Consider the following 17,103-nt stretch of genomic DNA (forward strand, 5'->3'; position numbering starts at 1 on the left):
CGTTGCGGTTGGCCCTGGACTTCACCGCCATCGCGCCTCCTAGGATCGGCCGCCATTGTTGCCGATCGAGCGGAGCGCCCGCAATGCCGTGGAGATGTTCTCTGCGGTGGTCAGACGTAGACCGGGCGGCACATCCTTGACCCCCGGCGGCACGATGGCGTCGGTGAACCCGAGCCGGGCCGCCTCGGCGAGCCGGCGGTCCAGCCCGCTGACCCGGCGCAGATCCCCGGCCAGCCCGACCTCGCCGATGGCGATGGCGGTCGCGGGCATCGGGACGTCGATGTAGGCCGATCCGATCGCCATGGCGACGGCGAGGTCCGAGGACGGGTCGGTCAGCCGCATCCCGCCGACCGTGGACAGGTAGATGTCGTGCCGCCCGACCGGCAGATTGGCGCGTTTCTCCAGGACCGCGGTGATCATCGCGGCGCGGGAGGAATCGATACCGCTGACCGCGCGACGCGCATTGCCGGCCGACTCCTGGCCGATGAGCGCCTGCACCTCACCGATCATCGGGCGCTTGCCGTCCAGGGTGACCGTGATCGCGGTGCCCGATACCGGGGCCGGACGCTGATCGAGGAACAGTCCGGACGGGTCGGCCACGCATTCGATCCCGTTGTCGTGCAACAGGAAACAGCCCACCTCGTCGGCGGCACCGAAGCGGTTCTTCACGCCGCGCACCATGCGCAGGGCCGAGGCCCGGTCGCCCTCGAAGTGCAGCACCACATCGACCAGGTGCTCCAGCGAGCGCGGGCCCGCGATGGCGCCGTCCTTGGTGACGTGCCCGACCAGCAGCAACGCCACCCCGTCGGAGGCGCGGGCCATCTTGGCGTAGGAGGTCAGCGCGGTGGTGACCGCCCGCACCTGGGTGACCCCGCCGGTGACGCCGTCGGCCTCGGTGCTCGACATGGTCTGCACCGAGTCGACCACCACCAGGGTGGGCCTGACCTGCTCGATGTGCCCGAGTGCGGTCTGCAGGTCGGACTCGGCCGCCAGGTACATCTCGCTGTGCGTACACCCGGTGCGCTCGGCGCGCAGCCGGATCTGGCCGGCCGATTCCTCACCCGACAGGTACAGCGCACGGCGACCGCTGCGGGCCCATCGGTGCGCCACCTCGAGCAACAGGGTGGATTTCCCGACGCCGGGATCGCCGGCGAGCAGCGTGACCGAGCCGGGGACCAGCCCGCCGCCGAGTACCCGGTCCAGCTCGCTGACCCCGGTGGGGAAATGCCGGGTGACGCCCGGATCGATGGAGGTGATCGGCACCGCCGGCGAGGACGGGGCGACCGCGCGGCGGGTCGAGTTGCCGTTCAGTGCGGTGAGGGCGACGACCTCGTTGACGGTGCCCCAGGTCCCGCAGTCCGGGCAGCGCCCCACCCACTTGGGCATGACGTGGTTGCACTCGGAACAGCGGTACTGCGAACGTACTTTCGAAGCCACGGTGTGACGGTAGCCGTCACCGCCGACAAATCAGTCGAACGTCAGTGTCCGCCGCCGCCGTGTCCGCCGTCGCTGCTGCGGCCGGGGACCGGTTCGCCGTCGCGGCGCGGGACCTCGCCCGCGGAGATCGGCACCGGGACCGTGGTGGATCCGGCCCGTTCGAAGTTGAAGGTGAAGTCGTACATCAGCCCGTTGGAGATCGGCTCGGTGAGCGTGACCTGAGCCTCGACCTCCTCCTCGCGCTCGATGGTGCCCAACAGGTCGTGGTTGTCCGGGTTGCCGACCAGCAGCAGCCCGTTGGCCGGGACGGTGGTGTCGCCGCTGAGGGTGACCGTGCCGACCTCGGAGGTGACCGAAACCAGCTTGTCGCCGACGTCCGCCGAGTTGTTGGCGGCCGCGAACAGCAGTTCCACATCGGTCCCGGGCTGCACATAGTCGGCGGTCTGCGGAGCGCGCAGGAAGATGTTGCGCACCGCGATGTCGCCGACGGAGGTGACCGTGCCGTTCACGGCCGGCTCCTGGTTGGCGCTCTGGGACACCTGGCCCGCGCTGCACCCGGTGAGTGCAAGGCCTGCGGCGAGGGCAGCGACAGCCAGCCGGGACGCCCGCGTGTTGTAGCGGTTCTTTGACACTGCCGACGTCACCGAAGCCTCCTGCTCGACCAATGGATTCGACTATGCAGAGTAGTAGGTCGCGTTTCGGGGCGGTAGCCGAGGGCTTGCGAGCGGCCCGACGAGTTGCGTTGCGGGCCTACCGAACGCGCGTCCGGTTGCACGTTCTGGTCACGGTGTCAACCCCTAGTGTTCACCGCTGATGCCCCTGACCTGCATTGTTGTTCCCCGCGCCGTCGGGCCCCGTGGTAACATCGACCTGTGAAAGGGGCTCGAAACTGATGATTTTCAAGGTCGGAGACACCGTCGTCTATCCACACCACGGTGCTGCGTTGATCGAGGCGATCGAAACCCGGACCATTAAAGGCGAGCAGAAAGAGTATCTCGTCCTGAAGGTTTCGCAGGGGGATCTCACCGTTCGTGTTCCCGCAGACAATGCCGAGTACGTCGGCGTGCGTGACGTGGTCGGGCAGGAGGGCTTGGACAAGGTCTTCCAGGTGCTGCGCGCTCCGCACACCGAGGAGCCGACCAACTGGTCGCGCCGGTACAAGGCGAACCTGGAGAAGTTGGCATCCGGCGACGTGAACAAGGTCGCCGAGGTTGTTCGCGACCTGTGGCGCCGGGACCAGGAGCGTGGCCTGTCCGCGGGCGAGAAGCGCATGCTGGCCAAGGCCCGTCAGATCCTGGTCGGCGAGCTCGCACTCGCCGAGAACACCGACGACGAGAAGGCCACCATCATTCTCGATGAGGCGCTGGCTGCCGCGTCCTAGCGGCACGAAGTTTCCTCTGTGACGGACCTGCGCGTCGGTCTCGGGACCGACGTTCATCCCATTGAGGCAGGGCGGCCGTGCTGGCTGCTCTGCCTCAATTTCGAAGACGCCGACGGATGTGCCGGTCATTCCGACGGTGACGTCGCCGCTCATGCGTTGTGCGATGCGCTGCTGAGCGCGGCCGGTCTCGGCGATCTCGGTGCTGTCTTCGGCACCGATCAACCCCAGTGGCGCGGCGTGGGCGGTGCCGACATGCTGCGGCATGTGCACGCCCTGTTGACCGAAGCCGGTTTCCGGGTGGCCAACGCCGCCGTCCAGGTGATCGGCAACCGACCCAAGATCGGGCCCCGCCGGGCCGAAGCCCAGGCCCTGCTCTCCGAACTGCTCGGTGCGCCCGTCTCGGTGTCGGCAACCACCACCGACGGCCTCGGCCTGACCGGGCGCGGCGAGGGTTTGGCTGCCATCGCGACCGCGCTCGTGGCCGCTGCGCAGAACTAACCCGCACGGCGTTTACGGCTGGCGCCGGAAGGCCGGTAAGCTGGCACGTCGTGACTGGACTGCGGCTTTACGACACGATGGCGGGAGCCGTTCGTGACTTCGTGCCGTTGCGCCCCGGCCACGCCTCGATCTACCTGTGTGGCGCCACGGTGCAGGGGCTGCCCCATATCGGGCATGTGCGCAGCGGTGTGGCATTCGATGTGTTGCGGCGGTGGTTGACGGCCAACGGTTACGACGTCGCCTTCATCCGCAACGTCACCGACATCGACGACAAGATCCTCAACAAGGCCGCCGACGCCGGCCGGCCGTGGTGGGAGTGGGCGGCGACCTATGAGCGCGCCTTCACCGCCGCCTACGAGGCCCTGGGTGTGCTGCCCCCGTCCGCCGAGCCGCGCGCGACCGGGCACATCACCCAGATGATCGAACTGATCGACCGGCTCATCGAGCGCGGGCATGCCTATCAGGGGAACGGGGACGTCTACTTCGACGTCCTGAGCCTGCCCGGCTACGGCAAGCTCTCCGGTCACCGCATCGACGACGTACACCAGGGCGAGGGCGTCGCGACCGGGAAGCGCGATCCACGCGACTTCACCCTGTGGAAGAGCGCGAAACCCGGGGAGCCGTCCTGGCCGACACCGTGGGGGCGGGGCCGGCCGGGCTGGCACACCGAGTGCGTGGCGATGTGCCAGGAGTATCTGGGCGCGGAGTTCGACATCCACGCCGGCGGAATGGATCTGGTGTTCCCGCACCACGAGAACGAGATCGCCCAAGCCGAGGCGGCCGGCGACGGATTCGCGCGGTACTGGCTGCACAACGGCTGGGTCACCATGGGCGGCGAGAAGATGAGCAAGTCGCTGGGCAACGTGCTGGCGATTCCCGCTGTGCTGCAACGGGTTCGGGCGGCCGAACTGCGGTACTACCTGGGTAGCGCGCATTACCGGTCGATGCTGGAATTCTCCGAGACCGCACTGACCGACGCCGCGAGGGCCTACACCGGCATCGAGGACTTCCTACACCGGGTGCGCACCCGGGTGGGCGCGGTGCCGGTCGGCACCTGGACCGACAAGTTCGGTGCGGCGCTCGACGACGACCTGTCGGTGCCGATCGCGCTGGCCGAGGTGCACTCCACCCGCGCCGAGGGCAACCGGGCCCTGGACGCCGGCGACCATGACGGCGCGATGGCCGCCGCGGCATCGATCCGGTCCATGATGGGCATCCTGGGCTGCGATCCGCTCGACGAGCGCTGGGAGACCCGCGACGAGACCTCGGCCGCACTGGCCGCCGTGGACGTGTTGGTGCACTGGGCACTCGCCGGCCGCACCGAAGCGCGGGAGAATCGTGACTGGGCGGCCGCAGACGCGATCCGCGACCGGCTCAAAGAGGCCGGCATCGAGGTCACCGACACCGCAGACGGCCCGCAGTGGTCACTGCTCGAGGGAGACATCACCCATGGCGGGTAATTCACAGCGCCGCGGCGCCGTACGCAAGGCCGGCACCAAGAAGGGCCCGACCGTGGGCTCGGGCGGAGTCCGCCGGCGCGGGCTGGAAGGCAAGAAGGCGACCCCGGCGGCCAAGGACCGGCCACATCACCCGGCCGGCAAGAAGGCGGCCAAGGCGGCACGCGCTGCGCAGGGCCGGCACAAGAAGACCGACGAGACCGAGGTCGTGCTCGGCCGCAATCCGGTGGTCGAATGCCTGCGGGCCGGCGTGCCCGCCACCGCGCTGTACGTGATGCTCGGTGTCGATGCCGACGAGCGCATCACCGAATCCGTCCAGCGCGCAGCCGATTCCGGGATCGCCATCCTGGAGGTGCAGAAGCACGACCTGGACCGGATGTCGAGCAACGGTCTGCACCAGGGGCTGGCGCTGCAGGTCCCGCCGTACGCCTACACCCACCCCGATGATCTGCTCAAAGCCGCTCAACGCGACGGTATGCCCGCGCTGCTGGTGGCCCTGGACAACATCTCCGACCCGCGCAACCTCGGCGCCATCGTGCGGTCGGCGGCGGCCTTCGGTGGGCACGGGGTGGTCATCCCGCAGCGTCGGTCCGCCTCGGTGACGGCGGTGGCGTGGCGTACCAGTGCCGGTGCGGCGGCACGGCTTCCGGTGTCACGGGCGACGAACCTGAACCGCACCCTGAAGAGCTGGGCCGACGCCGGATTGCAGATCGTCGGGCTGGACGCCGGCGGTGACACCGAACTGGACGAGCTCGACGGCACGGTCCCGACGGTCGTCGTGGTGGGTTCGGAGGGCAAGGGCCTGTCCCGGCTGGTGCGGGAGAACTGCGACGCCGTCGTCTCGATCCCGATGGCCGGCCCCACCGAATCGCTGAACGCCTCGGTGGCCGCGGGCGTGGTGCTCGCCGAGATCGCGCGCCAGCGCAGGAGCTAGAGTCCGGACAACCGGGCCACCGCCCACAGACACACCACCGCGACCACCAGGGCCGGTGGGGTGGTGCACAGCCCGACCAGGCTGAACTCGGTGAACTTCGCCCGCATTCCGTCCCGGTGGACGACTCCCCGCCACAACAGGTTCGCCAGCGACCCCGGGTAGGTCAGGTTCGGGCCGATGTTGACCCCGATCAGCACCGCGAGCACCGCGACCGGACCGGCGACGCTCACCACCGGCAGCAGCACCAGCACCGCGGGCAGGTTGTTGACCACATTGGCCAGCAGCGCCGCGATTCCGGCGATGGCCAGCAGGGCGGGCAGCGAGGTGCCGTCCGGGACCAGCCGGTTCATCGCGTCGCCCAGCCCGTGGGTGACCACCGCATGAACCACCACACCCAGGCACAGCACGAAGAGCAGAAACGGAATATCCACCGCCGCAACGATTCCGCGCACCGAGCTGTGCCCGCGGGACAGACCGCGCACCCCGAGCACCACCGCCCCGGCCAGGGCGGCCCAGGCCGGGGACAGATCGAAGAAGGACGTCAGCACGAATCCGGCCAGCGTGGCCGCCAGCACCACCAGCACGAAGGCCGGGATGTCGGCCGGTGGCGGGGGCGTGTGCACAGGCGGTCCCGGTCGCAACTCGGTCCGGAAGAACAGCCGCAGCACCGCGTACTCGACGGCCAGCACGGCCAGCCAGGGCAGCACCATCACCGCCGCGAAATGGACGAAGGACAGCCCGGCCGCGGTGAAGGCCAGAAGATTGGTCAGATTGGACACCGGCAGCAGCAGCGAGGCGCTGTTGGACAGATGCGCGGTGACGTACGCGTGCGGACGGGCCGGTACCGCCATGGTGCGGGCCGTCGCCAACACCACCGGGGTCAGCAGCAGGACCGTGGCGTCCAGGCTCAGCACGGCCGTGGTCGCCGCCGCGAGCACGAAGACCCCGCCGAGCAGCCGACGCGGATCCCCGTCGGCCAGCCGGGCCATGGCCGCGCCGGCGGCCTGGAAGAGCCCCTCATCGGCGCACAGCCGGGCCAGTACCAGCACCGCGGCCAGGAAGCCCACCACCGGCAGCAGGTCACCGATCACCTCGCCGGCCTCGGTGGTGCTGACGACCCCGGCACCGACGAGCAGTCCGGCGGCCGGGACCGCCACGATCGCCTCCGGCAGGCCGTGCGGGCGCACCATGGCGAACACCAGGATCACCGCCAGCAGGGCGGCCGCGAGGGCGAGCGCCAACTCAGCTCCAGGGATCCGTCGGCTGCCACAGGGTGGGCAGGTGCAGCGCGACGCCGTCCCGGGCGGCCAGCGCGGTCAGGGTCCGCATCGTGACGTCCAGGTCGTCACCGGCGTACGGCAGCGCCCGCAGCGGCCGGTCCAGGGGCCGGAAGAAGTCGTCCCAGTGGATGAGCACCACCCGTCGGGCGCCGACGGTGCGCACGGTCTCCGACCAGTAGTCGGCCAGATAGCGTTCGGGTTGCAGACCCAGCTGTCCGACGCCCAGGTAGGCGACCTCGGCTCGGTACCCGGCCAGAGCGCCCGGGACGAAGCCGGCGCTGCCGACCACCAACAGCGTGCGCCCGCTGCCCGGATGGGCCACCAGCGTCGACCAGGACTCACCGCAGCGATACGCCGACGCCCGCACCGGCGGCTGCACCGGTGCGTCGATCACGCCGGGAAACCGGTCCGGCGGGCAGTGGTCACCCACCACCAGGGTGATCTCGAAGTTGCCCAGGCGCATCGGTCGGCCCGGGGTGGCGACCAGCACCCGATCCTCGGGCAGCCGGTGACCGATGTGCGCCGCGGACGTCCCGCCGACCAAGGCGGCCCCGGTCCGTTGCGCCACCACCGCGGAATCCAGGGCGTGGTCGAAGTGGGTGTGCACCGGCAGCACCGCGTCGAGCCGACGCACGCCCAGGCGTCCCAGGCAGCCGTCGATGCGTGGTTCCGACGGTGCGATCCGGCCCAGCCCGACCCGCAGCAGCGACGGTCGGCTGAAGAATCCGTCGGTCAGGACCGCGGACGTCCCGTCGTCGATGAGCAGGGTGGTCACACCGGCCCAGGTGACAGTCAGCGGCGAGCCCGGCGGTGCGGCCGCGAGGTCGAAATACCGCCCATAGCTGTCGATGTTGGGGCGACCGGCCTTGAGGCGCATAGGCCCACACTAGGTGGCCGGGCCTCAGGTCTCCCTGCTGCCGTAGCGGCGGCGGAACTTCTCCACCTGACCCGCGGTATCGAGGTGGCGGTTGGTTCCGGTCCAGAACGGATGCGAGTCCGCGGTCACGTCGACCACCACCAGTGGGTAGGTGGCTCCCTGGTACTCGACGGTGCGATCGCTGGTGGTCGTCGACCGGATCAGGAACTGCTTACCGGTGCCGGCGTCCTGGAACACCACCGGGTGGTAGTCGGGGTGGATATCGGGTTTCATGCCTCTCCGTTCTCTGTGCCGTGTTCGTCGGTGACCGAGACGCCCTCGGGTAGATCGGCGCACGGATCCTCGTGCCAGTCCCCGAACGGGTCCGGGAGGTCGGCCCAGGCATCGGGGTCGGCCATCTCCTCGTCGGTGAGCAGCGCCCGGTTCAGCGCCGCCGTGATGACCTCCGGTGCGGCACCGCAGACCAGGACGGTCAGCGCGATGTGCCGGTCTCCGAATCGTTCATCCCACTGCGATGCGGCCAGTGCGATGCGTTCGGGGTCGGCATAGCTGCGTTCGCGGTCGGTCATCGCCGCCAGCCAGCGCCCGGCGTTGCCGACGCCCAGCCCGCCGCCGGCCGATTCGATCCACACCACGGCGTCCGGTTGGCTGGCCAGCCAGGCGCGGCCGCGAACACGCACCACGCCGTCGAGCAGGTCGTCGATCGCCTCGTGCAGGCGGCCCGGGTGAAAGGGCCTGCGCGCGTTGAACTCCAGCAGGACGACCTCGCCGGCCGGGCGCAGCGGGGGCTGGCCGGCCAGCAGCGAGTCGTGCGGATCATCGCTGAATCCCCGACGGGCCTGCGGATCCAGATTGGCCAACGCGGTCTCGACATTGTCGAGTCCGACGGTGATGCGGGATCGCGGTGCCAGACGGCGCAGCACCGCCAAGGTGGTGGGGTGCGGCTCGGACAGGACCAGCACATCGGCGAAGGCGGCCTGTCCGACCGACACCTGCGCCACCGTGCGGACACCGTCGAGCTCGTCGTCGCCCAGTGCCTGGCTCAGCCAGCGTCCGGCGTCGACCGTCGTGAGCACGCCGGAGATGACGACATCGCGACCGGCCGGACCGTCGATGTAGCCGGGCCCGACGACCACAGGCAGCTCATTGATGGCGGTGCAGATCGGTTCGGGGTCAATCCAATCCATCAACTCCACCACGATCCGCTGCACGTCCTCGCGACGGTGCAACCGGCGCAGCAGGATCAGCAGGTCGTTGCGGATGGTGCAGGTGACGCAACCGCCCGCGAGTTCGATCGGCCACTGCGAGATGAGCCTCTTCTCGTCGCGCATCTCGGTGACGTTCCGCAGCACTACATGTCCGTCGGTGCCGTATCCGACGGCCAGGGTTCCCGGCGTTCGGAGCAGCAGATCGACCACCTCGGTTCGCGCGCCCTGTCCGGCAACGAGCAGCACCGGCGTCCGCATGTCATCACACCCTTATTGGTAACGATTGTCATTAACTTCGTCCGTACGCTACCGTGTCGCTGTCCACTTGTCGAAAATCGTTTTCATTAACGGTCACGCATGAAAGAGAGCCGATGTCTGGGACTTGTCAGGTCACCGGGCGCGCACCGGGTTTCGGTAACCGGGTGTCGCACTCGAACCGGCGCACCCGCCGTCGCTGGAATCCGAACATCCAGACCAAGACCTACTACCTGCCGTCGGAGGGTCGACGAATCCGGCTGCGGGTCAGTGCAAAAGGGATCAAGGTCATCGACCGGGACGGGATCGAAGCCGTGGTCAGGCGATTGCGTCGAGCCGGGGAGAAGATCTGATGGCCAAGAGTACGGACATCCGTCCCGTCGTGCGGCTGAAGTCCACTGCGGGCACCGGATATACCTACGTCACCCGGAAGAACCGCCGCAACGACCCCGACCGGCTGGTGCTGCGCAAGTACGACCCGGTCATCCGCAAGCACGTCGATTTCCGGGAGGAGCGCTGATGGCCAAGGCCTCGAAGATCGTCGCCGACGAGCGACGGCGGCGGCTGGTCGCGCGATACGCCGACCGTCGCGCCGAACTGAAGGACATCATCAGAAAGCCTTCCAGCACAACGGCACAGCGCAGTGCGGCGCAGGCAGAACTGCAACGGATGCCACGCGATGCCAGCCCGGTGCGGCTGCGCAACCGCGATGCGGTGGACGGTCGGCCGCGCGGACATCTACGCAAATTCGGACTGTCCCGGGTGCGGGTGCGTGAAATGGCGCATCGCGGCGAACTGCCCGGCGTGCGGAAGGCGAGCTGGTGATGGCGGGCAATCCGACCAAGAAGCGCCGTCCGGCGCCGGCGGAGGTCAAGCGTCCCAAGGTGAACAAGTTCAAGGCGCTGAACATCACCGCGGTCGACTACAAGGATGTCGCCATCCTGCGCACCTTCATCTCCGACCGCGGCAAGATCCGGTCCCGGCGGGTCACCGGCCTCACGCCGCAGCAGCAGCGTCAGGTTGCGACGGCCATCAAGAATGCCCGGGAGATGGCGCTGCTGCCGTACGCGGGTTCCTAGCCCAACCGTTCTCCGATACGAACTCGGACAGCGGCCGGCCGTAGGCCCAGTGGTCGATCTCCAGGGCGGGCCGATCCGGAAACTCCGGCACCGGGCCCAGGCACAGGATCGCCACCGGCGCGGCCTCGTCGGGCATGCCGAGCAGGGTCGCCAGCTCGGCGGGTTCGAAGATCGACACCCAGCCCATGCCGAGGCCCTCGGCGCGGGCGGCCAGCCACATGTTCTGGATCGCACACGACACCGACGCCAGGTCCATCTGCGGCATGGTGCGGCGCCCGAACACGTGCCGCTGCCGGCCCTCACCGAGGGCGACCACCAATAGTTCGGCGCACTCGACGATGCCCTCGACCTTCAGCGCCAGGAACTCGTCGCCGCGCTCACCCAGGGCCTCGGCGGTGCGTAGCCGCTCCTGCTCGACAAGGTCGTGCAATGCTCGGCGCAGCGCGTCATCGGTGATCCGGATGAACCGCCACGGCTGCATCAGCCCCACGTTGGGTGCGGCATGCGCAGCCTGCAGTAGTCGGGCCAGAACCTCGGGGGCCACGGTCGAGCCGGGGACGAATCGGCGCATATCGCGACGTTCGGCGATGGCTCGGTAGACGGCCTGGCGCTCGGCGGTGCTGAACGCGTGATCGGTCACACCGGCAGCCTAGGTGACCCGCCTCCGGGTGCTGCGCAGCCCGGCGCCGGCGGCACCGAGACACGCCAGCGCGACCGCCCCGGCGAACCACGGGAACACCGAGGCCAGGTCCCAGCGAGTGGCCGCCCATCCGGCGACCAGCGTCGGGACGGCCATCGCGGTGTAGGCCAGCAGGTAGAAGGCCGACATCGTCTCACCGCGCCGGCCGGCGGGTACCACATCGGACAGGTGCCGCAACGAGCCGCCGAACCCGAGGCCGAAGGTCGCTCCGAGCAGCACCGCCGCGACGAACACCAGCTCCCAGCGGTGGGTCAGCAGCACCGGGATGGTCAGCAGCAGTGATACGGCCATGCCGATGTCACCGATGATCGCTGAATACTTGGCGGGCAGGCGGGTGGCGGCCAGCTGGGCCAGTGCGGCGGCGAAGGCGGTGGCCCCGACGACGGCGCCGCCGAACACCAGGTTGTCGATGTGGGTCTGCCGCGCCGCCAGCGACGGGTACAGCGACAGCAGCACGCCCAGCACCGACCAGGACGCCATCGCGCCGAGGGCGGAGAACCAGAAATCGGTGCGAATCTCTTCGGGTACTGCCGGTTTCGTGATCCGGATTGGCCCACGGGTGGGCGCGGTGTGCGGTTCGCGCAGGGCCAGCACGCCGGCACCGACGATCAGGCAGACCACGGCAACCACGGCGTACGGGGTGCGCAGCGGGTGCGGGGCGTACTGAGCCAGCAGTGCCGAGCCGAGGATCGCGACCGTCATACCGATGTTGAACGCGACGCCGCTGAGTTGCCCCGAGCGCACGCCGTGATCGGGTTTGAGGTCGAGCAGCGCGGCAGCTCCGGCCACCACGATCGACCCGACCGCGGCGCCGTGGATGGCGCGGGCGAGCAGCAGCATCGCCATGCTGTCGGCGATCAGGAACACCCCGAGGCCGACGAGCAGAGCGATCAGCGCCCCGATCAGCACCGGCTTGCGGCCGACGGCATCCGAGATCCGACCCGACACCAGCACCGCAGCCAGGGCCGCGACCGCGTACACCGCGAAGATGACGGTGGTCGCGAGCGGGGACAGATGCCAGTCGGTCTCGTAGATCCCGTACAGCGGGGCGGGGATGCCGGAGACGCCGAGGGCGACACCACTGAGGATCAGCAGCAGCGGATAGGCCCATCGCTGGGTATCGGCTGCTCGATCGATCGCGACCATGGCGGTGTTCACCTCCGGCTGGGCTGGGACAGCTGACGAACCCAGTCGGGATGACACTCGGTTCGGTAGTTACCAACCCCGCACCGGGACGGTTTTATGCCCGAGCGCGAGACCGTCGACGTCACGGGCCAGTGACGATCTGACCCGGCTGCTCGACGTCCGGCTGACCCACCGGCCCGCCCGCGGCGGCAGGCGGGTAGCGTGACCACCTTAATGATAATGATTGTCAATAAGGGGTGGTCATGAATACGGACGGCCTGCAACATGCGGCATGGCGGATGCGGGCGAGGTGTCGCGGGATGCCGCCGGATGACTTCTATCCCGGCGACCAGGAGAGTCGGGAGCGCCGGATTGCTCGTGAGCACCGCGCCAAGGCGGTGTGTCGACGCTGTCCGGTCGTGCTGGCTTGCCGCGAGTATGCGGTGGAAAACGGTGAATCGCATGGGATCTGGGGCGCCACGACGCCCGCCGAGCGACGGGCCGCGGATTCCGACCTGGTCAGCTGAAGGGTGCCGGCGGCATCCCGGCGCTGACCAGTCGATCGCGCACCGCCGTCGCGATCTGCACCGCCCCGGGCGAATCGCCGTGTACGCAGACGGATTGTGCCTCGACGGTGATCACCGATCCGTCGATTGCCGTGACCTGCCCGGTCGTGACCATGGACAGCACCCGCTCAGCGATCTCGTCGGGATCGTGCAATACCGCACCCACCATGCGCCGGGACACCAATTGCCCGTCGGGCTGATAGGCGCGGTCGGCGAAGACCTCGGCGACCGTGCGGAGTCCGAGCCGGCGGGCGGCGTCGAAGAACACCGACCCGGCCAGACCCAGCACCGGCAGATCCGGGTCCACCTCGTGCACCGCCCGCGCGACCGCGCGCGCCTGTTCGTCGTGGGTGACGATCGAGTTGTACAGCGCACCATGTGGTTTGACATAGCTGACCGATGATCCCGACGCGCCGGCCAGCGCCGAGAGCGCACCGATCTGATAGATCACCTCGGCGGTCAGCTCGGCGGGCTCCACATCGATGAAGCGACGACCGAAGCCGGCCAGGTCCCGGTAGCTCACCTGCGCACCGATCCGAACACCGCGGTCGGTGGCCGCACGGCAGACGCGCAGTAGGCCCGCCGGGTCGCCGGCGTGGAAACCGCAGGCCACATTCGCAGAGGTGACGATGTCCAGCATCGCCTCGTCATCGCCGAGCGTCCACACTCCGAAACCCTCGCCGAGATCGGCGTTGAGGTCCACGGACCGTACGGGCATGGCCTCAGCCTAGTTCGTTGACCTGGTCGGCGGCCTCGATCAGTGCGGCATCGTGGGTTGCCGCGATCACGGTCGTCCCAGTGCCCGCACACCGGCGCAGGTGCTCGATCAGGATCGCGGCCGAAGCGGTGTCCAACCCGGTGGACGGTTCGTCAAGCAACAGCAGGGGCGCCTCCTGGGCCATCGCCTGTGCGAGCAGGACCCGTTGGCGCTGCCCGCCGGAAAGTTCGCCGAGGGTCCGGTCGCGCAGATCGCCGAGGCCGAGCTCGGAGATCCAGTGCCCGACCGTGGCACGGTCGGCTGCGTTCGGTCGCCGCAACAGGCCGAGCCGCCGCCAGCGGCCCATCATCACCGCAGCGGTGACGGTGATCGGAAAGGTGTCGGTGACCGCACTGCGCTGCACCGCGAAGGCGATATCGCGGGCATCGACGCGCACTCGGCCGGCGGTCGGGCGCAGCACCCCGGCGAGCAAGGCGAGCAGCGTCGACTTCCCGCAGCCGTTGGGCCCGACAACGGCGTTCACCGCGCCCGGCCGAAACGACAGCGTCAACTGCCGGAACACGGCCGTGCCGCGGTAGTCGAAGTCGACGCCGGTCACCTCGGCGCGGGGTGCAGTGACCGAGGCCACGTTATTGAAAATGATATTCATTACTGATAAGAGTGTACCCGATGATGCACTGGCTGACCGACCCCTTCCACGCCGACATGGTCATGCGGGCCCTGATTGCCGGCATGCTCGCCGCGTGCTCAAGCTCCCTCGTCGGATGCTGGGTTCTGCTGCGCGGCAATGTCTTTCTCGGTGAGGCGATGACCCACGGCATGCTGCCCGGGGTCGCCGCCGCGGCGCTGCTCGGCGGCAGCCTGATGGTGGGCGGACTGGTGGCGGCCCTTGTCATGGCGGTTGGTGTCGCGCTGATCGGCAGGTCGGCAAAGCTGTCCTCCGACACCAGCATCGGGCTGCTGCTGGTCGGCATGCTGGCGCTGGGCGTGATCATCGTGTCCCGGTCGCAAAGCTTCGCCGTCGATCTGACCGCTTTTCTGTTCGGTGATGTGTTCGCCATTCGCACGGCCGACCTCATCGTGCTTGGTGTGGCGCTGGCCGTCACCGCCGTGGTCACGGCCGTCGGGCACCGCGCGTTCGTCGCGGCGACATTCGACCCGCGCAAGGCGGCCACCCTGGGACTGCGCCCGCAGTGGGCCATCCCGGCGCTGACGGTGCTGATGGCGGTGGCGATGGTCGCCTCCTTCCATGTGGTCGGCACCCTGCTGGTGCTGGGACTGTTGGTCGCACCGCCGGCAACCGCCCTGCTGTGGGTCCGCTCGATCCCACGGGCGATGGCGCTGTCGGCGACGATCGGTTGCGCCGCGGTGTACGTCGGCCTGCTGATCTCCTGGCACGCGGGCACGGCCGGCGGTGCCACCATTGCCGGTGTCGCGGTGTTGATGTTCTTCGCGTCGGCGCTGCTGTCGGCGTTGCGCGCGAAATGGCGCCGCGTCGGGGTGCTCACCGCCACCGCGGTCGTCGCGGCGGGTTGCGCCAACAGCTCGGTGCCGGCCCCCGCGCCGACCGAGACGTCCTCGGCCACCACGGGCGACGGGGTGGCCGTGGCGGACGGCGCGCGCGAGATCGACGGTGCGCTGACCAAACTCGTGCTGGTCGATCCCGCCACCGGTGACACCTCGATCTATGACGCGGTGGATGAGACCGAGACCCCACTCGGCACCTACGGACCGGTGTCGGCGATTTTCGGCGACGGCCGGTTCGGCTACCTGCGGGCGGGGAAGCACACCACCGTCGTCGATGCCGGGGCATGGACCTTCGACCACGGAGATCACTACCACTACTTCGCCACCGATCCCGCAGAGGTCGCCACACTCCACGTCGCCGCCGCGGCCGTTGCCGCGAGCAACTCCACCGTCGCCATCCGGACCGACTCCGGGGCAACGGAATTGCTCGATCGGGAGAAGCTCGGTCAGAAGACGGCAGAGCAACCCGCGCACCTGGGCGTCGGACCCGATGTCGCCGCGGCCGTACCGTACGGCAGCAGGCTGGTGACCGTGACCGCGGACGGGCGTCTGCAGGTCACCGGTGAATCCGGTACCACCGACGTGGCCGGCGAGTGTCCGCAGGTCTCGTGGACCAGGGCGTCCCGGCGGGCGGTGTCGTTCGGGTGCGCGACGGGTGCCGTCCGGGTGACCGGCGGAGCCGGGGAACTGACCGCCACCGCAATGGCTTTCCCGCCGGACGCGCCGGCCGAGCGACCGGAACGGATGGAGTCCCGCGATCGTGCCGACGTCTTCGCCGGGCTGTCGGCGGGCACCGTCTGGGTGTTGGACAGCCGGCAACGAACGTGGACCCTGATCCCGGTTCCCGACGCCGTCGCGACCAATACCGCGGGGGACGGATCCGTCCTGGTCTTGCGCCGGGATGGCAGCCTGGGCACCTTCGACGTCAACACCCGAACCGAGACGGCCCGGGTCCCTCTGATGGCGGGTGGCGTGCCGGCCGATGGATTCGCGCCGGTGATCGACATCGACTCCGACCGCGCCTACGTCAACAATGCTGCGGCCAAAGAGGTGTACGAGATCGACTATGCCGACGGGCTGCGCATCGCGCGGACCCTGCGCACCGAGGTGACACCGGGTCTGATGGTCGAGGCCGGCCGATGAACGGGATGCGGATCTGGATTGTGGCGCTCCTCGGATTGCTGGTCACCGCGTGCGGTGGTGCCGGCACCGGAGGGCCCGGCGGCGGCGAGATCGTGGTCACCACCAACATCCTCGGTGATGTCGTGCGCAACGTGGTCGGGGAGACCGCGAGCGTGCGGGTACTGATGCAACCCAACGCCGACCCGCATTCGTTCGGGGTCTCCGCCCAGGACGCCGCGGCGATGGGTACTGCCGGACTGATCGTCCACAACGGGCTCGGGCTGGAGGAGAACATCACCCGCAACGTCGAAAGTGCGGCCTCCCAGGGTGTCCCGACGCTGGCGGTGGGCGACCACGTCGATCCGATCGACTACGCCGAGGGCGACAGCGCCGGTACACCGGATCCCCATTTCTGGACCGATCCGCAACGCATGATCGCCGCCGTCGACATCATCGAGGAGACGATCGTCGCCGAAGTCGACGGCATCGACACCGCCGCGATAGCACGCAACGCCGACGAGTATCGCAGGCAACTCGGTGAACTGGATGCCGAGATGACACAGGGCTTCGGCACGATAGCCCCGGATCGTCGCAAGCTGGTCACCAACCACCACGTGCTCGGATACCTGGCCCAGCGCTTCGATTTCACGGTGATCGGCGCGGTGGTCCCCAGTGGCACCACGCTGGCCGCACCGAGCGCTTCTGATCTGCAATCCCTGGTGGGCGCCATCGACTCGGCGCGGGTCCCGGCGATCTTCGTCGACTCCTCCCAGCCGGAGAAGCTGGCCCGAGTGCTGGCCGAGCAGGAGGGCGTCAACGTGCAGATCGTCCCGCTCTACAGCGAATCACTCAGTCCGCCCGGCACTCCGGGTGCGACGTATCTCGACATGATGCGCGCCAATACCGGCGCCATCGTCACCGGTCTGCGATAGCCGCAGG

21 protein-coding genes are annotated in these 17,103 nt (G+C 69.1%); 11 read left to right on the forward strand and 10 right to left on the reverse strand.

Annotation, left to right across the window (positions count from 1 at the left end):
- Positions 1 to 39: 39 nt before the first annotated feature.
- Together radA and V4U86_RS02450 are read right to left on the reverse strand one after the other, a co-directional pair.
- A complete protein-coding gene (radA, locus tag V4U86_RS02445) occupies positions 40 to 1,386 on the reverse strand; it encodes a DNA repair protein RadA (protein ID WP_395311891.1) in 1,347 nt (448 codons plus the stop codon).
- Positions 1,387 to 1,478: 92 nt separating this feature from the next.
- Entirely contained in the window at positions 1,479 to 2,081 is a 603-nt protein-coding gene (locus V4U86_RS02450) for a hypothetical protein (RefSeq protein WP_395309712.1), read from the reverse strand.
- A 248-nt stretch (positions 2,082 to 2,329) separates the two neighbouring features.
- On the opposite strand from V4U86_RS02450, the gene carD reads away from it, so the two are divergent.
- From carD to rlmB, 4 genes are all read left to right on the forward strand, one after another.
- Entirely contained in the window at positions 2,330 to 2,818 is a 489-nt protein-coding gene (gene carD / locus V4U86_RS02455; protein WP_019512593.1) for an RNA polymerase-binding transcription factor CarD, read from the forward strand.
- An 18-nt stretch (positions 2,819 to 2,836) separates the two neighbouring features.
- Positions 2,837 to 3,316, forward strand: a complete 480-nt coding sequence (gene ispF / locus V4U86_RS02460; RefSeq protein ID WP_395309713.1) for a 2-C-methyl-D-erythritol 2,4-cyclodiphosphate synthase — start codon at positions 2,837 to 2,839, stop codon at positions 3,314 to 3,316.
- Between the two features lie 77 nt (positions 3,317 to 3,393).
- Positions 3,394 to 4,776, forward strand: a complete 1,383-nt coding sequence (cysS, locus tag V4U86_RS02465; protein ID WP_395311892.1) for a cysteine--tRNA ligase — start codon at positions 3,394 to 3,396, stop codon at positions 4,774 to 4,776.
- Complete coding sequence (gene rlmB / locus V4U86_RS02470; RefSeq protein WP_395309714.1) at positions 4,766 to 5,707, forward strand: 23S rRNA (guanosine(2251)-2'-O)-methyltransferase RlmB; 942 nt, start codon at positions 4,766 to 4,768, stop codon at positions 5,705 to 5,707. Before cysS ends, rlmB begins: the two co-directional genes overlap by 11 nt.
- Here rlmB and V4U86_RS02475 read toward each other — a convergent pair.
- The 4 genes from V4U86_RS02475 to mrf are packed head-to-tail and all read right to left on the reverse strand — an operon-like array spanning position 5,704 to position 9,330.
- Positions 5,704 to 6,948, reverse strand: coding sequence for an SLC13 family permease (locus V4U86_RS02475; protein ID WP_395309715.1), 1,245 nt, complete (start codon positions 6,946 to 6,948; stop codon positions 5,704 to 5,706). The genes rlmB and V4U86_RS02475 overlap by 4 nt on opposite strands.
- A 1-nt stretch (position 6,949) precedes the next feature.
- Positions 6,950 to 7,864, reverse strand: coding sequence for an MBL fold metallo-hydrolase (locus tag V4U86_RS02480; RefSeq protein ID WP_395309716.1), 915 nt, complete (start codon positions 7,862 to 7,864; stop codon positions 6,950 to 6,952).
- Between the two features lie 24 nt (positions 7,865 to 7,888).
- Positions 7,889 to 8,137, reverse strand: a complete 249-nt coding sequence (locus tag V4U86_RS02485) for a type B 50S ribosomal protein L31 (protein ID WP_395309717.1) — start codon at positions 8,135 to 8,137, stop codon at positions 7,889 to 7,891.
- A complete protein-coding gene (gene mrf / locus V4U86_RS02490; protein WP_395309718.1) occupies positions 8,134 to 9,330 on the reverse strand; it encodes a ribosome hibernation factor-recruiting GTPase MRF in 1,197 nt (398 codons plus the stop codon). The genes V4U86_RS02485 and mrf overlap by 4 nt, the downstream gene beginning before the upstream one ends.
- A gap of 113 nt (positions 9,331 to 9,443) precedes the next feature.
- Here mrf and rpmB point away from each other — a divergent pair, with 113 nt between their 5' ends.
- Genes rpmB through rpsR form a run of 4 tightly spaced genes read left to right on the forward strand, consistent with a single transcriptional unit; the run spans position 9,444 to position 10,406 of the window.
- Positions 9,444 to 9,680, forward strand: coding sequence for a 50S ribosomal protein L28 (gene rpmB / locus V4U86_RS02495; protein WP_395309719.1), 237 nt, complete (start codon positions 9,444 to 9,446; stop codon positions 9,678 to 9,680).
- Complete coding sequence (gene rpmG, locus V4U86_RS02500) at positions 9,680 to 9,847, forward strand: 50S ribosomal protein L33 (RefSeq protein WP_395309720.1); 168 nt, start codon at positions 9,680 to 9,682, stop codon at positions 9,845 to 9,847. The genes rpmB and rpmG overlap by 1 nt, the downstream gene beginning before the upstream one ends.
- Positions 9,847 to 10,152, forward strand: a complete 306-nt coding sequence (gene rpsN, locus V4U86_RS02505) for a 30S ribosomal protein S14 (RefSeq protein WP_395309721.1) — start codon at positions 9,847 to 9,849, stop codon at positions 10,150 to 10,152. Before rpmG ends, rpsN begins: the two co-directional genes overlap by 1 nt.
- On the forward strand, positions 10,152 to 10,406 hold the full coding sequence (rpsR, locus tag V4U86_RS02510) for a 30S ribosomal protein S18 (RefSeq protein WP_395309722.1): 255 nt from the start codon (positions 10,152 to 10,154) through the stop codon (positions 10,404 to 10,406). The genes rpsN and rpsR overlap by 1 nt, the downstream gene beginning before the upstream one ends.
- Here the strand turns inward: rpsR and bluB are convergent.
- Positions 10,360 to 10,977 carry a 5,6-dimethylbenzimidazole synthase gene (bluB, locus tag V4U86_RS02515; protein WP_395311893.1) on the reverse strand — a complete coding sequence of 206 codons (618 nt, stop codon included), beginning with the start codon at positions 10,975 to 10,977 and terminating at the stop codon, positions 10,360 to 10,362. The two genes, rpsR and bluB, sit on opposite strands and share 47 nt — an antisense overlap.
- A 78-nt stretch (positions 10,978 to 11,055) precedes the next feature.
- Positions 11,056 to 12,252, reverse strand: a complete 1,197-nt coding sequence (locus tag V4U86_RS02520) for an MFS transporter (protein ID WP_395309723.1) — start codon at positions 12,250 to 12,252, stop codon at positions 11,056 to 11,058.
- Between the two features lie 242 nt (positions 12,253 to 12,494).
- Here V4U86_RS02520 and V4U86_RS02525 point away from each other — a divergent pair, with 242 nt between their 5' ends.
- Complete coding sequence (locus V4U86_RS02525) at positions 12,495 to 12,758, forward strand: WhiB family transcriptional regulator (RefSeq protein ID WP_395309724.1); 264 nt, start codon at positions 12,495 to 12,497, stop codon at positions 12,756 to 12,758.
- On the opposite strand, the gene V4U86_RS02530 is transcribed toward V4U86_RS02525, so the two are convergent.
- Together V4U86_RS02530 and aztA are read right to left on the reverse strand one after the other, a co-directional pair.
- Positions 12,751 to 13,515, reverse strand: coding sequence for a LamB/YcsF family protein (locus V4U86_RS02530; RefSeq protein ID WP_395309725.1), 765 nt, complete (start codon positions 13,513 to 13,515; stop codon positions 12,751 to 12,753). The genes V4U86_RS02525 and V4U86_RS02530 overlap by 8 nt on opposite strands.
- A 4-nt stretch (positions 13,516 to 13,519) precedes the next feature.
- A complete protein-coding gene (gene aztA, locus V4U86_RS02535) occupies positions 13,520 to 14,143 on the reverse strand; it encodes a zinc ABC transporter ATP-binding protein AztA (protein ID WP_395309726.1) in 624 nt (207 codons plus the stop codon).
- Positions 14,144 to 14,184: 41 nt separating this feature from the next.
- On the opposite strand from aztA, the gene aztB reads away from it, so the two are divergent.
- Positions 14,185 to 16,185: a zinc ABC transporter permease AztB gene (gene aztB, locus V4U86_RS02540; RefSeq protein ID WP_395309727.1), complete on the forward strand. Its 2,001-nt coding sequence runs from the start codon at positions 14,185 to 14,187 to the stop codon at positions 16,183 to 16,185.
- A gap of 5 nt (positions 16,186 to 16,190) precedes the next feature.
- Positions 16,191 to 17,096, forward strand: coding sequence for a zinc ABC transporter substrate-binding protein AztC (gene aztC, locus V4U86_RS02545; RefSeq protein WP_395309728.1), 906 nt, complete (start codon positions 16,191 to 16,193; stop codon positions 17,094 to 17,096).
- Positions 17,097 to 17,103: the final 7 nt, after the last annotated feature.

Origin of the sequence: Mycobacterium sp. AMU20-3851 (genome assembly GCF_043974665.1) — a bacterium.
Classification (GTDB): domain Bacteria; phylum Actinomycetota; class Actinomycetes; order Mycobacteriales; family Mycobacteriaceae; genus Mycobacterium.

Excerpts from the sequence above, each read along its gene's own strand:
- V4U86_RS02530 (WP_395309725.1), bottom strand. The coding sequence starts at position 13,515 with ATGCCCGTACGGTCCGTGGACCTCAACGCCGATCTCGGCGAGGGTTTC.
- cysS (WP_395311892.1), top strand. The coding sequence starts at position 3,394 with ATGGCGGGAGCCGTTCGTGACTTCGTGCCGTTGCGCCCCGGCCACGCC.
- rpmG (WP_395309720.1), top strand. The coding sequence starts at position 9,680 with ATGGCCAAGAGTACGGACATCCGTCCCGTCGTGCGGCTGAAGTCCACT.
- rpsR (WP_395309722.1), top strand. The coding sequence starts at position 10,152 with ATGGCGGGCAATCCGACCAAGAAGCGCCGTCCGGCGCCGGCGGAGGTC.
- carD (WP_019512593.1), top strand. The coding sequence starts at position 2,330 with ATGATTTTCAAGGTCGGAGACACCGTCGTCTATCCACACCACGGTGCT.
- V4U86_RS02520 (WP_395309723.1), bottom strand. The coding sequence starts at position 12,252 with ATGGTCGCGATCGATCGAGCAGCCGATACCCAGCGATGGGCCTATCCG.
- aztC (WP_395309728.1), top strand. The coding sequence starts at position 16,191 with ATGCGGATCTGGATTGTGGCGCTCCTCGGATTGCTGGTCACCGCGTGC.
- bluB (WP_395311893.1), bottom strand. The coding sequence starts at position 10,977 with ATGCGCCGATTCGTCCCCGGCTCGACCGTGGCCCCCGAGGTTCTGGCC.
- aztB (WP_395309727.1), top strand. The coding sequence starts at position 14,185 with ATGATGCACTGGCTGACCGACCCCTTCCACGCCGACATGGTCATGCGG.
- rpsN (WP_395309721.1), top strand. The coding sequence starts at position 9,847 with ATGGCCAAGGCCTCGAAGATCGTCGCCGACGAGCGACGGCGGCGGCTG.
- V4U86_RS02485 (WP_395309717.1), bottom strand. The coding sequence starts at position 8,137 with ATGAAACCCGATATCCACCCCGACTACCACCCGGTGGTGTTCCAGGAC.
- V4U86_RS02525 (WP_395309724.1), top strand. The coding sequence starts at position 12,495 with ATGAATACGGACGGCCTGCAACATGCGGCATGGCGGATGCGGGCGAGG.
- radA (WP_395311891.1), bottom strand. The coding sequence starts at position 1,386 with ATGCCCAAGTGGGTGGGGCGCTGCCCGGACTGCGGGACCTGGGGCACC.
- rpmB (WP_395309719.1), top strand. The coding sequence starts at position 9,444 with ATGTCTGGGACTTGTCAGGTCACCGGGCGCGCACCGGGTTTCGGTAAC.
- mrf (WP_395309718.1), bottom strand. The coding sequence starts at position 9,330 with ATGCGGACGCCGGTGCTGCTCGTTGCCGGACAGGGCGCGCGAACCGAG.
- rlmB (WP_395309714.1), top strand. The coding sequence starts at position 4,766 with ATGGCGGGTAATTCACAGCGCCGCGGCGCCGTACGCAAGGCCGGCACC.
- V4U86_RS02480 (WP_395309716.1), bottom strand. The coding sequence starts at position 7,864 with ATGCGCCTCAAGGCCGGTCGCCCCAACATCGACAGCTATGGGCGGTAT.